Raw genomic sequence first — 16,582 nt, 5'->3', positions numbered from 1 at the left:
AGACAACCATGGCCACAGAAACGGCAAAGAAGCGTAGCAGCAAGAAGCCCAGCCCTGTCGTACCGATGGAGCTGGACGGACGCATCCCTCCTCAGGCTCCAGACTTCGAAGAGGCTGTCCTCGGGGCGATCCTCCTTGAGAAGGATGCCTATGCGCGTGTCAGTGAGAAGCTCCGCCCTGAGACCTTCTACGTCAAGGCTCACGAGCTGATCTATACTGCGATGGTGACGCTGGCTATGGCTCAGCAGCCCATCGATATGCTCACCGTAACCGAGGAACTACGTCGTATGGGTGTCCTCGAGGAGATCGGTGATGCAGCCTACATCGCAGGTCTGACAACCAAGGTGATGTCTACAGGTAGCCTGGAAGCCCACGCTGAGGTGCTCTACAACAAGGCTCTTAGCCGTCGACTCATCGGTATGGCAACCTCTACGCTTAAAGGTGCCTATGAGGATGTCGTCGATGTGCAGGAGCAGATCCAGCAGGCGGAAGGCTCGCTCTTCGAGATCGCTCAGCAGAATTCGACTCGCGACTTCGTTCCTATTAATCCCCTCGTCAAAGGTGCTATCAATGAAATGCAGATAGCGGCAAACCGAGAGGAAGGGATTAGTGGGCTGACGACGGGCTTCGGTGACATCGACCAGATGACCTCCGGCTGGCAGAACTCTGACCTTATCATCATCGCCGCCCGTCCTGCTATGGGTAAGACGGCCTTCGTCGTATCTATGGCGAAGTATATGGCAGTCGACAATAAGATCCCCGTAGCACTCTTCAACCTTGAAATGAGTGCCGTCCAGCTCGTCAAGCGTTTCCTCTCCAACGTCTGTGAGATCGACGGGCAGAAGATCAAGAGTGGTCGCCTCAATGAAGAGGAGTGGACACGTCTGAACAACCGTATCGGTACGCTTGAGGGCGCCCCACTCTACATCAATGATACCCCATCTCTCTCGGTCTTTGAGCTACGCACCAAGGCGCGCCGTCTTGTCCGTGAGCATCAGGTCAAGATCATCATCATCGACTACCTCCAGCTGATGAATGCCAGCGGTATGAGCTTCGGCAACCGTGAGCAGGAGGTCAGTACCATCTCACGTTCGCTGAAGATGCTGGCCAAGGAGCTAAACATCCCCATCATCGCCCTTTCGCAGCTCAACCGTGGCGTAGAGAATCGTCTGCAGGGAGGTGATGCCAATAGCAAGCGTCCACAGCTCTCAGACCTTCGTGAGTCAGGTGCTATCGAGCAGGATGCCGACATCGTATGCTTCATCCATCGCCCTGAGTACTACAAGATCTACAGTGATCCTGAGACCGGAGAAGACCTGCGAGGTGTCGGAGAGTTCATCATAGCTAAGCACCGTAATGGTCCTGTCGGGGACGTGCGCCTGGCCTTCAAAGCTGACTATGCTCGCTTTGCTCCCAAGGGAGAACTCTCCCAGCTGGGTGCTGATGAGAAGCATGCTCGTGGTGGACGCCTCGGTAGAGGTGCTCGTGGAGCTGATGCTTTAGCTGATCCTCTTGCCCCCTCAGACCCAGGATTTGATGCAGGCTTTGATCCAATGAGCGGACCCCTCCCCTCTAATGAAACCCCATTTTAATTAGTTCTCTATCCTCCGATATACAATGGAATTTCTCCAGCCAGACTATCGTCTTCGTGTAGCTAAGCTCCAGTCGCTTCTTCAGCGTCAGGGTATTGAGGCTCTCGTTGTGGTCTCTAATGTCAACCTCCTCTACGTTTGTGGAGAGGTGTTCTCTGGTCTTGCCTTCATCCCTCGAGAGGGAGAGCCTCAGTTCTTTATCCGCCGTCCACAGCTTCATCCCGAGAGTGCTACGGTACACTATGTGCGTAAGATCGAGCAGATCACAGAGTACATCGATACCGCTGCCCTACGTTCGGTGGCTTTAGAACTCGATGAGCAGAGCTACTCTGATATCCAGCGACAGCGCAAGATCTTCCCCGAGGCTGAGCTACACAATGCGACAGCTCTCCTACGTGAGGCACGCATGGTAAAGACGCCACTTGAGCTGGAGCAGATCCGTGAGGGAGCGCGTCATCATATCGCTACCTACGCTACGATCCCTTCTCTCTACCGAGATGGGATGACCGACCGAGATCTACAGATCGAGATTGAGCGGGAGATGCGTCGTAGAGGATCTATTGGTATCTTCCGCTGCTTCGGCTCAGCGATGGAGATCTATATGGGGAGCCTCCTTACTGGCGACAATGCAGGCGCTCCTTCCCCCTATGACTTTGCTCTTGGTGGAGCAGGTAGTCAGGCACTCCCCTTAGGGTCTAATGGGACTCCCCTTCGCGAGGGGCAAGCCGTGATGGTCGACATGGCTGGAAACTACGGGGTCTACTGCACCGATATGACGCGTACCTATTCTATTGGCCGCCTATCAGATGAGGCCTATCGCCTGCACGAACTCAGCCTTGAAATTCATCGTCAGGTGATGCAGAAGGCAGCCCCTGGGACGTCGTGTGCAGATCTCTACAATGAGAGTCTGTGCATGGTAGAGGAAGCTGGTGCTACCCCCTACTTTATGGGGACGGAGCTACAAGCGCAGTTCGTTGGTCATGGCTTGGGCCTACAGATCAATGAGCTCCCCGTACTGATGGGGCGCAGTAAGGATCGCTTACAACCTGGTATGGTCATCGCCTTTGAGCCCAAGTTTGTCCTCCCCCATATTGGAGCTGTTGGCATAGAGAATACCTATCTTGTTACAGAGACGGGTATAGAGAACCTCACACCTGCTCCTGAGGAAATCATTGATTTGACACAGCGATAGATCTCCCCGATGACGCACATGAAACGCACTGCCCTCTACGCAGGATCCTTTGATCCCTTTACTCGTGGTCACGCCGACATCGTGGCACGTGGCCTATGTCTCTTTGATGAAGTCATCGTGGGGATCGGGACTAACGATGCGAAGCGCAACCTCTTCTCTGCAGAGGAGCGCCTGCTGCAGATCTCTCGTTACTATGCAGATGAGCCTCGTGTGCGCGTCTTGACTTACACAGGACTAACCGTATCTCTGGCTCAGGAGCTTCAGGTCGGAGCCCTACTTAGAGGTGTCCGTAGTAGTACAGATATGGAGTACGAGCGTACGCTGGCAGACCTCAATCGTCACATTGCCGATATGGAGACGGTACTTCTCCCAGCCTCCCAGCGCTTCACACACATCAGCTCAACTGTTGTACGCGAGCTCCTACACTATGGAGGGGATGTGTCAGCCTTCCTGCCCGTAGGCTTCTCACTTGATATCTCACCCATGGTATAGCAACTATGTCGGACTGGAAGAATCGCTTGGGGGTACTCTACAGTACCAACCCAGACTTTGAATACACAACAGCCGAGGTGGCTGAACCAGAGACGCTACCAGCCGCTGAGCAGCGCCTTCGTCTCTCGCTCTCAAAGAAGCAGCGTGGAGGTAAGGAGGTGACGCTCATTACGGGCTTTATCGGTAGCTCAGCTGATCTTGAGGCCTTGGGTAAAACGCTACGTCAGCGCTGTGGTGTCGGTGGATCTGCCAAGGACGGTGAGATCATCATACAGGGAGATCAGCGCCAGAAGCTCCTCACGATCCTCCCTTCTCTGGGCTATACAAAGACGAAGTAACTAACACACTACACATACTACTACCTATGGACAACGGACTATTCACCCCACAAGACCTCGAAGAACTCTCAGCTCGTGGCATTACTCCTGAGGCGGCAGCTCACCAAGTAGAGGAGATCCGCAAGGGATTTCCTTATTTGGAGATCTTGGCATCAGCTTCCCTTGAGCAGGGTATCCTGCGTGTAGAGACCAGTGAAGAAGCTGGCTATATGGATCTCTGGGAAGAGTATCTTCTCTCAGGCAAGGCTTCGGTCTATAAGATGGTGCCTGCATCTGGAGCAGCTTCACGCATGTTCAAGATGCTCTACAACTTTCTTGAAGCTCCTTATACAGCTCCTGAGAAGCCTGAGGAAGAGCGCTTCTTTAGCCACATCAATCAGTTTGCTTTCTATGAGCGCCTCAACGAAGCTTGTCTCCGTAATAACTGGAAGAGCATCCCTAAGCTCATCGCAGCTGGAGAGTATAAGACGATCGTAGAAAATCTCCTACTCCCTAAGGGACTGGGTTATGGTAGCAAGCCTAAGGCGCTACTTCTCTTCCATAACTATAAGGAAGCCCCACGTACTTCGGCAGAGGAGCATCTCGTCGAAGGAGCGCTCTATGCCCGTGATCGTGAGGGTATGGTACGACTGCATTTCACCGTATCACCCGAGCATCGCAAAGACTTTGAAGCTCTTGTTCACTCGCTCCAGCCTGTCTATGAGGATCTCTACGGTGTGCGCTATGACATCAGCTTCAGCGAACAGCTCCCTTCTACAGACACGTTGGCATTGACACCTGATGGCGAGCTCTTCCGTACGGATACAGGCCACCTACTCTTCCGCCCAGGTGGGCATGGTGCCTTGATCCATAACCTTGGGAAGCTCCCTACCGATGTGGTCTTCATCAAGAACATTGACAACGTGGTTCCCGATCCCTATAAGGGCACAACGATCATGTATAAGAAGTTCCTCGGAGGCGTACTCATCGCACTGAGACGGCAGATCTTCAGCTACCTCACCCTCTTGGAAAAGGGCAAGCCCTCACACGTACAGATCGAGGAAATCCTCGGCTTCCTTGAGGGGCAACTATCCATCACGGTACCTGAAGATTTGGATAAGGAGGATAGTAGTACCATCAAATGGATCCAAGGTCGTCTCAATCGCCCCATACGCGTCTGCGGTATGGTGCGCAACCAAGGTGAGCCTGGTGGTGGCCCCTTCATCGTCCGTGAGCATGACGGTAGCAGTTCTCTGCAGATCCTTGAGAGCTCGCAGATCGATATGGAGGATGCTGGACAACGCGCCTTCTTTGAAGCTGGAGGATACTTCAACCCAGTAGACCTTGTCTGCTCTATACGTGACTATAAGGGCCAGCCCTTTGACTTGACGAAGTTTGTCAATCCCAAGACCGCCTTCATCTCGCATAAGAGCCTTAGCGGTCGTGAGCTCCTGGCTCTTGAGCTCCCTGGACTATGGAATGGAGCCATGCATGACTGGAACACCGCCTTTGTTGAAGTGCCTCTCGATACCTTCAATCCCGTGAAGGAAGTCAATGACCTCCTCCGTACGGAGCATCAGAATCCCGCCTAACCCTACCCTGTTTCTCACATAAACCTATAAGCGTATGTCTACAATCATCGAGCGCTTAGCGCTACTCCGCAAGGAGATGAAGGCAGCAGGTCTCTCGGCCTACATCATCCCTTCTTCAGACGCACACCTCAGCGAATACACGCCTGATCGCTTCAAGAGTCGTGCGTGGATCAGCGGCTTCAATGGCTCAGCTGGTACTGTCGTTGTGACCTTAGATAAGGCCGGTCTATGGACTGACTCCCGCTACTTCCTGCAGGCAGGCGAGCAGCTGAAGGACTCTTCTATCGAGCTTTTCAAGATGGGCGTCCCTGGCGTTCCCACTATAGAAGGCTTCCTCGCCACTGAGCTTCCAGCTGGTGCAGTCGTCGGTGCTGATGGCGCATGCCTCTCCTTTGCAGAGGCTGATGACACTGAGCGTAAGCTTGCTGTCTATGGTATCGAGTATCGTCTCACGCAGGATCTCATCGAGCGTATTTGGGCAGATCGTCCTGCTCTCCCCGATCAGCCACTCTTCCTTCACCCCGAGGAATACTCAGGAGCTAGTGCTAAGGAACGCATCGAGGCAGTCCGTGGCAAGCTCCGTGCCCAGGGTGCCAATGCTACGATCATCACGATGATCGATGAACTGGCGTGGGTCTTCAATGTACGAGGCAATGATGTTTCCTTCAATCCCGTAGCCGTAGGCTTCGGCTACATTGGCGAGAAGGAAGCAGTCATCTTCGTAGACCCCGCTAAGGTACCAGAGGAAGTTCGCTCTTACCTCATGGGCAATGGTGTAACCCTTAAGGGCTACACGGAGTTGGATGGCTTCATCGCAGCACTCCCTGCAGAAGTCCGCCTCTTGGTCGATACCAAGCGTATCACCTACCACATCTATTCTCTAATCCCAGCACACTGCCGTAAGATCGAGGGAGTCTCAGCTCTGACTCAGCTCAAGGCTATCAAGAACGGGACTGAGATCGCTTGCCTCCGTAAGGTCATGGCACGTGATGGCGCTTCTCTGACCCGCTTCTTCAAGTGGCTAGAGGAAGCTCTGGGACGTGGTGAAACTTACACAGAGTACGAGCTGGGTATCCGCCTCAATGAGTTCCGTGCTAAGGATGATAAGTTCTACGGTGACAGCTTCGGCACGATCTGTGGCTACCTCGGTAACGGGGCTATCGTCCACTACAGCGCTCAGAAAGATACGGCTGCTACGGTACGTCCAGAGGGTGTACTCCTTCTTGATAGTGGTGGCCAGTATGTCGATGGGACTACGGATATCACGCGCACGGTAGCGCTCAGCGCTCCTTCGGAAGAACTCCGTACGGACTACACGCTCGTCTTGAAGGGCCACATTCAGCTTGCCCTGGTGCAGTACCTCGAAGGAACGCGTGGTAGCCAGCTTGATATCCTCGCTCGCCATGCACTCTGGCAGCAGGGCCTTAACTATGGGCACGGTACGGGACACGGTGTAGGCTTCTTCCTCAACGTCCACGAAGGGCCTCAGAACATCCGCATGGAAGTCAACCCCACGCCTCTCGAGCTTGGTATGATCACCAGCAACGAGCCAGGGCTCTACCGCTCGGGTAAGTATGGCATCCGTATCGAGAATCTCGTCATCACCGAGCTACGTGAAGAGACTGAGTTTGGTCGCTTCTTCGGCTTCGAGACGGTGACTCTGTGCTATCTTGATAATCAGCTTGTCCGTAAGGATCTCCTCACCGCAGAGGAAATCGCTTGGTACGATGCTTATCAGGAACGTGTCTATCAGACAATCGCTCCCCTACTAAGCAGCGACGAAGCAGCTTGGCTTCGCTCTAAAACGCTCCCCCTCTAAAGAAGAGCGCTAAATAGACATCCCCCTAAGGTCGGTGAGACCTTAGGGGGATTTTCTTTTGCTCTTAAGAGTTACTCTAAGAGCTTGTATGGGAGTTCGCTTAGAAGACGAAACCTACCTTGAAGCCAGCCTTGACATCGGTAGCGAAGCCTCCAGCAGAAGACGTTGACTTAGATTCGTTCGTCGTAGCCGTACCACCTGCAGGCGTTACCGTCGTAGAGGTCTTACCGGTAGAAGCATGGAGAAGTTCCAGACCAGCTTCTACACCGAGGTAGACGTGAGGAGCGACGTAGTAGTCTGCACCGAGGAGGAGGTCACCACCGAAGACGAAGCGAGGAGCATTCTTTGAGATGGTAGTTGCTGCGCTGTTAACGCTCTTCGTAGAGCCCGTAGCAGAACCGAGGAAGAGCTCAGCACCGATATAGGGAGAGAGGCGATCCGTGCCACCGAAGTGGTGTTCGAGACCAAGACCGAAGGTGAAGACGTTGCTCTTCGTGGTAGCTTCGGTCACGGGGTCAGTCGTCTTCTGCGTGCTGGAGCTGTTGTTCAGACCCAGAGAAAGGCGCAGGGCGATGTTGTCCTGGAGGAAGTAGCGGCCCTTGATGAGACCAGCATTGATACCAGCGTGTGAGCCGAGAGCTACGGGTGATTCAGTCTGGTTGAAAATCCCATTAGCAAAGAGAGAGAAGTCGGTCGTCACGCTCCCTGCGAGGGGCTTGAACTCCGACTGAGCCTGTGCTGAGACAAGCGCGGTAGCTGCGAGAGCTACAGTCATCAGAATCTTCTTCATTTTCAATAGTATTTATGCATTCCCCCCAAGTGTGATATCGAGGGGGTGTCGGCAAAGGTAGGCAAAAAGTATTACCTGAGAAACGTATAATATTTGCAAGAGAGCTCGTTACGCATTTGCAAGGCTAATTTTCACATCTCCGCTATTGCACCTAAAAGCTACCAGTACTGGTCGGTGAGTTGACCAGTACTGGTTCGCATCGTGACCAGTACTACTTGCATAGAGTGACCAGTACTGGTTCCCTCATCAATCAGTACTGGTCAGAAACAGCGACCGCAAAGCTCCTATTATAGAGTGGTATGGGATGCCCCTCTATTCTCCTTGATTTGGCATAGATATACCCTCAGTGGTGATGGGGCAGAAGATGTATAGATATGAGGTGCTTCGCAGAGACCTCCCTCGGCTATCTACTTGGAGTGGTACTATCCTCTACGGTAACTCTCAAGGGGCAACCGCATCAAAGCATAGTATCTCGGTAGCATTCCTCTCCTAAGTATTGCATAGCAAAGCAGGGGAGCGTGTGCGAAATGGTAGAGAGCAAATAGTCGTTAACCTACAGAGCAATAGTCGTTCGCAAATCAGCTCTGCTTCAATACGACTTGTAGATGGGGGGAGATTTTGATGTGGAAGCTCTGTAACCCTCAGCTCGAAAGCAGGCTAACTGAGGGCTATTGTGTATCTTTGTGCACCTATATCATTATAGAATATGAAGCAATATCAGGATCTGCTCCGTCATATCCTCTCCGAGGGACATCTCAAGGGTGACCGTACCGGTACGGGGACGCTCAGCACCTTCGGCTATCAGATGCGCTTTGATCTAAGTCAGGGCTTCCCGCTCTTGACGACGAAGAAGCTACATCTGAAGAGTATCATATATGAGCTCCTGTGGTTCCTGCGTGGGGATACGAACGTTCAGTACCTGCAGGAACATGGTGTCCGTATATGGAATGAGTGGGCACGTGAAGATGGCTCTCTCGGGCCGATCTACGGCTATCAGTGGCGCTCTTGGCCAGACTATCAAGGAGGGCATATTGACCAGATCCAGCAGATCATCGACCAGCTACGCCGTGATCCGACAAGCCGTCGGATGATCGTCTCAGCGTGGAATGTGGCACAGATTGATGATATGGCGTTGGCGCCTTGCCACTGCTTGATGCAGTTCTATGTGGCTGATGGGCGCCTGAGCCTCCAGCTCTATCAGCGCAGTGCTGACGTCTTCCTCGGGGTCCCATTCAACATTGCTTCGTATGCTCTCCTCCTCCATATGATCGCTCAGGTCACAGGGCTTGAGGTGGGTGATTTCGTCCATAGCTTTGGTGACGTCCATATCTACCGAGATCACATGGAGCAGGTGGAGCTTCAGCTCACTCGTGAGCCACGCCCTCTTCCCCGACTTCGTCTCAATCCTGAGATCACACGACTGGAGGACTTCCGCTACGAGGACTTCGAACTCCTTGACTACAACCCCTATCCCCACATCGCAGGTAAGGTCTCAGTATAATTCATCGTGGTATGATACTCTCTATCGTCGTCGCCATAGCTTTAGACGGAGCTATCGGCCGTGGGAATGACCTTCTCTGGCATCTACCTGCTGACCTCAAGCGCTTCAAAGAGCTCACGACTGGGCACACAATTCTTATGGGTCGCAATACCTTCGACTCACTGCCTCGTGGTCCCCTACCCAACCGACGTAATATCGTTGTCAGTCGCAGTCTAACCGCTCGCGAGGGGCTAGAGGTTTACCCTACGATAGAGGGGGCATTGAAGGCTTGTGAATCAGATGAAGAGGTCTTCATCATCGGAGGCGGAGAGATCTATCGCCAGCTCCTACCTCATACCGATCGGATCTACCTGACTCGCGTCCAAGCTACTTTCCCTGATGCCGAGGTCTTCTTCCCCGAGCTTGATCCTTCAGAATGGACCGAGACGGCAAGCGAGACCTTCCCTCGGGATGAGAAAAATGAATATGACACAACGCTTCACCTCCTACAGCGCAGAGGGTGAGGCCACAGTAAAGAAATATCATAGACTATCTACATAAGAAGATGCAGAAACCAACGATACCGAAGGGCATGCGAGACTTTGGCCCCGTAGAGATGGCTCGTCGCAATTATATCTTTGACACCATCCGCCAAGTGTATGCACTCTACGGCTACCGCCAAATAGAGACTCCTACGATGGAGCAGCTCTCTACCCTCCTCGGTAAGTACGGAGAAGAGGGTGACCGTCTCCTCTTCAAGGTGCTCAATTCGGGTGATGCTCTCCGTGATCTCTCTGATGAGGAACTCTTGGAGCGCAATGCTATTCACTTTGCTAATAAGGCTTGCGAGAAGGGCCTTCGCTATGATCTTACCGTACCCTTCGCACGCTATGTCGTCATGCACCGCTCTGAGCTTACACTCCCCTTCCGTCGCTACCAGATACAGCCGGTATGGCGTGCTGATCGCCCGCAGAAGGGTCGCTATAGAGAGTTCTATCAGTGTGATGCTGACGTCATCGGATCAACCTCACTGATTAACGAAGTCGAGCTCCTGAAGATCATCGACGAGGTCTTCCGTCGCTTTGGCTTGCGTGTACGCATCCTACTTAATAATCGTAAGATCCTTGCGGGGATCGCAGAGGCTACGGGCAGAGGTGATCGTCTAATTGACATCACGACAGCTATCGATAAGCTTGAGAAGATCGGCGAAGAAAAGGTCTTTGATGAGCTGCGTAGTAAGGGCTTCACGGAGGCTGAGTTGTCCAAGCTCCGCCCCTTCCTGGCTCTCTCTGGGAGCAATAGCGAGAAGCTTACGCAGCTTAAGGAGCTCTTAGCCACCTCCGAAGAGGGGCAGAAGGGTATCGAAGAGCTGGAGTATATCCTTGACCATATCGATCGTCTTGACCTCAAGGCTGAGCTTGTGGTGGACTTGAGCTTAGCTCGCGGCCTATCCTACTATACAGGAGCCATCCTCGAAGTTAAGGCCCTTGATGCTGCCATGGGCAGTATCTCAGGTGGTGGGCGATATGATAACCTCACCGGTATCTTCGGGCTTGATGGCCTCAGTGGCGTGGGTATCTCCTTCGGCGCCGACCGTATCTATGACGTCCTCCTGGAGCTGGGACTCTTCCCAAGTGAAGCTGAGATCGGTACCCAAGTCCTCTTTGCAAACTTCAGCGAAGAGGATGCTGCCTACTTGATGCCTATCGTAGCACGCCTACGCCGAGAAGGCATCCGCTCTGAGATCTATCCAGAGCCCGTGAAGATGAAGAAGCAGATGAGCTATGCTGATAGTCTCAAGATCCCCTTCGTCGTACTGGTGGGTGAAGAAGAGCGTGCTACAAGTACCTTTACCCTAAAGGATATGCAGAGCGGACAGCAAGAGAAGCTCACGCTCGATGCGCTGATCAGCCACCTCTCAGCTCAGCACTAACCCATCGATCATCATGCCAGATAGCACCACTCAAGAGCAGACCTACCCCCTCCTGGATGGGATAGAGACTCCGCATGACCTAAGACGGCTCCGCCCCGATCAGCTCCCAGAGCTCTGTGAGGAGATCCGTCGCTTCATGCTCTCTACTCTCTCCGTGATACCAGGGCATCTCGGCGCCAACCTCGGTGCCGTAGAGATCACCGTGGCGATGCACTACGTCTTTGATACTCCCGAAGACCGCATCGTCTGGGACGTCGGGCATCAAGCCTACGTACACAAGATCCTCACAGGACGTCGTCGTGACTTCCACACGCTGCGTACTTGGGGCGGGCTGGCTGGCTTCCCCATCCCCTCGGAGAGTGAATACGACACCTTTGCTGCTGGGCATGCGTCCAACTCCATATCGGCAGCACTGGGCATGGCTGTAGCAGCTGCTCTCAAGGATGAGAATCGGCGTGTCGTCGCCTTCATCGGGGACGGTGCTATGAGTGGCGGCATGGCATTCGAAGGGCTGAACAATGCCTCCTCCTACCCCAACAACCTGCTGATCATACTGAACGATAACAACATGTCTATCGACAAAAATGTCGGTGGGCTCAATCGTCATATGGTCAACTTGCTGACCAACCCCACGTACAATAGCATGCGCTACGATATGTACCGTATGCTGCGCAAGCTCAATATCGTTCATGAGGATCAGCATAAGGATCTGCAGCGCTTCAACAACCGCATCAAGGCGCTACTCTCTGGGCAGACGAACTTCTTCGATAGCTTCAGTATCCGCTATTTGGGGCCAACGGATGGGCACGATGTCGTCCATCTTGTACAGATCCTCCAGGATATCCGCGATATGAAGGGGCCTCGCCTACTGCATATCAGCACGATGAAGGGTAAGGGCTATGCCCCAGCTGAGAAGGAGCCCACGATCTGGCATGCTCCAGGGAAGTTTGACCCGAAGACGGGCGAACGCATCAGCTCGACTTCAGCGACGCCTCAGCCACCAAAGTTCCAAGATGTCTTTGGCGAGACCTTAGTTGAGCTGGCGGATATGGATGAGCGTATCGTATCAGTAACACCTGCTATGCCTACGGGCTGCTCTATGACCTACATGATGGAGAAGTATCCCAAGCGCTCCTTTGACGTAGGGATTGCCGAGGAGCACGCGGTGACCTTCTCCTCGGGTATGGCTGCAGAGGGCTTCATCCCCGTGTGCAACATCTACTCGACCTTCATGCAGCGAGCTTATGACCAGCTCATTCATGACGTTGCTTTGACGGAGAGCCATGTAGTCTTCTGCTTAGATCGTGCTGGCTTAGTTGGGGAAGATGGTGCTACGCATCAGGGGGCATTCGACATAGCATACCTACGTACGATCCCAGGGATGGCTGTCTGCTCCCCATATGATGAGATACAGCTCCGTCACCTGATGTATTCGGCTTGCTTCGACTGGTCGGGGCCTATTGCTATCCGCTATCCTCGTGGTGCCGGCTCTGTCGTAGACTGGAAGCAGCCTATGGAGCACTATCCTTTTGCAAAGGCTCGCATACTACGAGAAGGCTCATCATTGGCCGTCCTATCACTGGGACCCATCGGTGTCTCAGCAGCGAGAGTTGTAGAGCGCCTACAAGCAGAGGGGCACAGTGTAGCATATGTTGACTTGGTCTTTGCCAAGCCTCTCGACGAAGAGTGCCTGCGTAAGCTCTTTGCTTCCGTCCCTGACCTCCTTGTCATAGAAGAAGGTTGCCTCAGTGGTGGCGTCGGCTCAGCTATACTGCAGCTAGCTATGGAAGCTAGCTACAAGGGGCGTATCAAGACGCTTGGTTTGCCCGATGAGTTCATCTCTCATGGTACACCAGCCGAGCAGAAGCGCTACTGTGGCTTAGATGAAGACTCTATTTATAATGCCGCAAAGGCACTCCTTGGCACTACGATAGAAGGATAACGACACCATGAGAATAGTCATCGCAGGAGCCGGAGAAGTCGGCACGCACTTGGCAAAGATGCTCTCCAACGAGGAGCAGAACATCGTCTTGATGGATCAAGATGGCAAGAAGCTTGAGCGAGCCAGTCACCATCTGGAGGTCCTACCTATCGAGGGGAGTCCTACCCTACTCTCTGATCTCGAGCGTGCTCATGTAGCTGGAGCAGACCTCTTCGTCGGGGTTACCCCCGACGAAGCGACCAACGTCATGGCATGTATGCTTGCTAAGCGAGTAGGAGCTCGTCATACCATTGCTCGCATCAACAACCCAGAGTACCTCGAGAGTGAATACAACATCCTCATGGAGGAGCTTGGTGTAGACTCTATGATCTATCCTGAGGAGCTCGCTGCTCGCGAGATTGGTTCGATCATCGAGTACCCCTGGGCACGTCAGTACGTCACGCTCTTCAATGGTGCACTGGCGCTCGTCGGTGTGAAGGTTCGCAATGGTGCCCCCATCGTAGGGCAGTATCTGAAAGACTTAAAGACGCTTCTGCCAGGCGACGATGGCAAGTACTTCCACGTCGTAGCAATTAAGCGCGATTTTGATACGCTTATCCCACGCGGGAATACCCGCATTGAGCACAATGACCTCGTCTTCTTCACCTGTGACGTAGATCATATTGATCTCGTTCGCAAGCTCTCGGGTAAGAAAGCGCCGAAGATCGAGCGTGTAGTCATCATGGGAGCTAGCCCCGTAGCACTGCGTACCATCTCGAAAATTTCGGAAGACATTCAGGTGGCACTCATCGATATTGATAAGGATAAGTGCCTACGTCTCTCGCAGGAGCTTCCTCACAACGTCGAGATCTATCACGGCGATGGACGCGACCCAGAGATTGTCGATGAAGTAAATCTGGAAGGATCCCAAGTCTTCATTGCGCTGACAGAGAACTCCGAGACGAACGTCTTGGCTTGTCTCGCGGCGAAGCGCTACAACGTCTATAAGACGGTGGCTAAGGAGGAGAATATTGATTATATCCCGCTTGCCTATCGTCTCGATGTCGGTACACTGATCAACAAGAAGCTCCTTGCTGCAGGCTATATCTACCGTACACTCCTTGGGCAGGATACGGGACAAGTGACCTGTCTCTCCTTGGTCAATAATGCAGAAGTTATTGAGCTCGTCACTCGTCGTGACTCCCATATCGTGGGGCGCCGCATTAGTGACCTGAAACTCCCCGCAAACATGACCTTCGGGGGGATGATGCGCAATGGCCGCCCCTGTATGATTGATGGGAATACCGTCTTCGAGCCCTATGACCATGTCGTGATCTTCTATCACGACCTCACGATCAATACGCTCAAGGAGCTCTTTTAGTAGCCCCCACCCGACCAACCCATGCACTCGATAAACTTCCGATTCATTAGCCGTATCCTCGGGATGATGTGCTTCGTCGAAGGGGCTATGATGCTCATTGTCCTCATAGTAGCACTGCTCTATCAAGAGTCTCCCACCCCATGGATCATCACTATCGGAGTATTCGTCTTCGTCGGTGCACTCCTCCTACACCAGGGCTATAAGCTACACAAGAAGCGAGCCTCACGCCGTGAAGGTATGCTTGCCGTGACATCGGTGTGGCTTCTCCTCTCTGCTATTGGGATGCTTCCCTTCTTGCTGACGGGAGCATTGACCTCTCCTTTGGACGCCTTCTTTGAAACGATCTCGGGCTTTACAACTACGGGAGCCACGATCTTTGCGAAGGTGGAAGGATTACCGCACTCAGTCCTCCTCTGGCGTAGCCTCACACAGTGGCAGGGAGGTGTCGGTATTGTGGTCTTCACAGTAGCACTCTTACCCATCTTCGGCGGTGGGGCAAGTCAGATTTACAATGCCGAGACTACAGGGATCACACACGACCGCTTCCTACCACGTATCTCGGATGTCGCTAAGCGTCTTTGGGCTATCTATCTGGCAGAGACCGTTGTGCTAATCCTCCTACTTTGGGTGGGTCCGATGAATCTCTTTGATGCTGTTTGTCATGCGCTCACTTGCATTTCGACAGGTGGCTATTCGACCCGAGATGAGAGTGTAGCAGCCTTTGACTCCATCTATACGGAATATATCCTCGCACTCTTCATGTATATCGGTAGCCTCAATCTCACACTGGTCTACTTCGCCGTGACCGGCAAGCCGATGCGCCTATTCAAGGATGAAGAGACGCGCTTCTTCACGATTTTCATTCTTGGCGCTACAGTCATTACCACCATTTGGATTAGTCTACAAGGAGAGTATCCTACCATGGAGGGGAATATCCGTCATGCGCTCTTTGAGGTGCTTACCTTGGGATCAAGTACAGGATATTCCACAGCGGAGATCACACTGTGGGGGCCCTTCTTCTGGATGATTGCCCTACTCTTGATGTTCGTCAACGGCTGTGCCGGATCTACATCAGGCGGATTGAAGGCCTCGCGCTTCTTGGTGCTGATCAAGAACCTATACAATGAGTTTAAGAAGCAAATACACCCCCACCTACTCACCCCCGTACTGATGAATGGCCGTCAGCTCAGTGTGAGTGTGGTACACCAGATTCTCGCCTTCTGTGTCCTCTATGTAAGCTTAATCTTTGTGGGATCTATGCTTCTGATGCTTGATAATAATGGCTTCGTCTCCAGCATCAGTATAGCTTGCTCAGCTGTGAGTAACTCTGGTCCAGGTATTGGTGAATATGCTAACAGCGTCGCAGGTGCAGGGGCTTTTTCTAAAGGCCTATTATGCTTCCTAATGTTGGCTGGTCGTCTCGAAGTCTTTACCGTGATAGGCATCCTTACCCCACACTTCTGGAAGCGATAGCACTTAGAAGAACCCGCTTCTTCAGCTACCTATATCACAGTCCTGAGAGTCTTTGCTCTCAGGACTGTGCCGTTTTGAGAGGGACTATGAGTGTACAGGTCACAACAAACCGCACTCGTTCTCCCCATACAATAATTCACTGAAATAAGAGTACTTACAGCAAGTCACAAGTAGACTTATAGAGGAGAGGGGTAGTAATCTATATTGGTCAGCATGACGACCAATATAGGTTAGGGGTATCAACCAATAGTGGTTCGTATATGAACCAATACGGGGTTGCTCCGCGACCAATATAGGTTGTTGCTCCGCGTAGGGATAAAAGTTGTGGACGCGTGGCAGATAAGTTTGGGCTACGTACGTGGCTCTAATATCTACGTACGTGGATATTAAGATTTACGTACCTGGTCTTTAAGACTACGTGCATAGATGCGGAAAAACCACTATGGGAAGGTGCTTTTTTCTTCACAAGAATGACACTTTCCCCTCTGCTGGATAAGAGGAATACTCGCGATAAGGCGAAGGGCTTGTGTATCACTTTGAAGAGGTATATTGGGGGGGCTGGACATGCGATGCCTTAGCACAATAAATAGAGAGCAAGGG

The 16,582-nt window shown here is 52.7% G+C and carries 13 protein-coding genes; 12 read left to right on the top strand and 1 reads right to left on the bottom strand.

Annotated features, from left to right (window positions below; all coding sequences use genetic code 11):
• The first annotated feature begins 8 nt into the window (after nt 1–8).
• Genes dnaB through KO088_RS02035 form a run of 6 tightly spaced genes read left to right on the top strand, consistent with a single transcriptional unit; the run spans nt 9 to nt 7,004 of the window.
• Nucleotides 9–1,592, top strand: coding sequence for a replicative DNA helicase (gene dnaB / locus KO088_RS02060; RefSeq protein ID WP_215493191.1), 1,584 nt, complete (start codon nt 9–11; stop codon nt 1,590–1,592).
• 25 nt (nt 1,593–1,617) lie between these two features.
• Nucleotides 1,618–2,784 carry a M24 family metallopeptidase gene (locus tag KO088_RS02055; protein WP_215493189.1) on the top strand — a complete coding sequence of 389 codons (1,167 nt, stop codon included), beginning with the start codon at nt 1,618–1,620 and terminating at the stop codon, nt 2,782–2,784.
• Nucleotides 2,785–2,802: 18 nt separating this feature from the next.
• Nucleotides 2,803–3,276, top strand: a complete 474-nt coding sequence (coaD, locus tag KO088_RS02050; RefSeq protein ID WP_215493350.1) for a pantetheine-phosphate adenylyltransferase — start codon at nt 2,803–2,805, stop codon at nt 3,274–3,276.
• Between the two features lie 5 nt (nt 3,277–3,281).
• Nucleotides 3,282–3,614 (top strand): translation initiation factor, encoded by a 333-nt coding sequence (locus KO088_RS02045; RefSeq protein WP_009433102.1) that lies wholly within the window; start codon nt 3,282–3,284, stop codon nt 3,612–3,614.
• Nucleotides 3,615–3,640: 26 nt separating this feature from the next.
• A complete protein-coding gene (locus KO088_RS02040) occupies nt 3,641–5,185 on the top strand; it encodes a DUF4301 family protein (protein ID WP_215493187.1) in 1,545 nt (514 codons plus the stop codon).
• Between the two features lie 34 nt (nt 5,186–5,219).
• Entirely contained in the window at nt 5,220–7,004 is a 1,785-nt protein-coding gene (locus KO088_RS02035; RefSeq protein ID WP_215493185.1) for an aminopeptidase P family protein, read from the top strand.
• A gap of 100 nt (nt 7,005–7,104) precedes the next feature.
• Here KO088_RS02035 and KO088_RS02030 read toward each other — a convergent pair whose 3' ends face one another.
• A complete protein-coding gene (locus KO088_RS02030) occupies nt 7,105–7,794 on the bottom strand; it encodes a BT1926 family outer membrane beta-barrel protein (RefSeq protein ID WP_215493183.1) in 690 nt (229 codons plus the stop codon).
• 706 nt (nt 7,795–8,500) lie between these two features.
• On the opposite strand from KO088_RS02030, the gene KO088_RS02025 reads away from it, so the two are divergent.
• Genes KO088_RS02025 through KO088_RS02000 form a run of 6 tightly spaced genes read left to right on the top strand, consistent with a single transcriptional unit; the run spans nt 8,501 to nt 15,982 of the window.
• On the top strand, nt 8,501–9,295 hold the full coding sequence (locus KO088_RS02025) for a thymidylate synthase (protein ID WP_215493181.1): 795 nt from the start codon (nt 8,501–8,503) through the stop codon (nt 9,293–9,295).
• A gap of 14 nt (nt 9,296–9,309) precedes the next feature.
• The gene (locus KO088_RS02020; protein ID WP_421957755.1) at nt 9,310–9,798 is read left to right on the top strand and encodes a dihydrofolate reductase; all 489 of its coding nucleotides are present in this window, start codon (nt 9,310–9,312) and stop codon (nt 9,796–9,798) included.
• Nucleotides 9,799–9,839: 41 nt separating this feature from the next.
• Nucleotides 9,840–11,207 carry a histidine--tRNA ligase gene (gene hisS / locus KO088_RS02015; RefSeq protein ID WP_215493179.1) on the top strand — a complete coding sequence of 456 codons (1,368 nt, stop codon included), beginning with the start codon at nt 9,840–9,842 and terminating at the stop codon, nt 11,205–11,207.
• A 13-nt stretch (nt 11,208–11,220) separates the two neighbouring features.
• Nucleotides 11,221–13,149: a 1-deoxy-D-xylulose-5-phosphate synthase gene (gene dxs / locus KO088_RS02010; RefSeq protein ID WP_215493178.1), complete on the top strand. Its 1,929-nt coding sequence runs from the start codon at nt 11,221–11,223 to the stop codon at nt 13,147–13,149.
• Between the two features lie 7 nt (nt 13,150–13,156).
• Nucleotides 13,157–14,509: a Trk system potassium transporter TrkA gene (gene trkA, locus KO088_RS02005; protein ID WP_188807426.1), complete on the top strand. Its 1,353-nt coding sequence runs from the start codon at nt 13,157–13,159 to the stop codon at nt 14,507–14,509.
• A 21-nt stretch (nt 14,510–14,530) separates the two neighbouring features.
• Entirely contained in the window at nt 14,531–15,982 is a 1,452-nt protein-coding gene (locus tag KO088_RS02000; RefSeq protein ID WP_215493177.1) for a TrkH family potassium uptake protein, read from the top strand.
• Nucleotides 15,983–16,582 lie beyond the last annotated feature (600 nt).

Source organism: Porphyromonas bobii (assembly GCF_943169685.1).
Lineage (GTDB): Bacteria > Bacteroidota > Bacteroidia > Bacteroidales > Porphyromonadaceae > Porphyromonas > Porphyromonas pasteri.
This window is presented reverse-complemented; position numbering and strand designations above follow the sequence as displayed.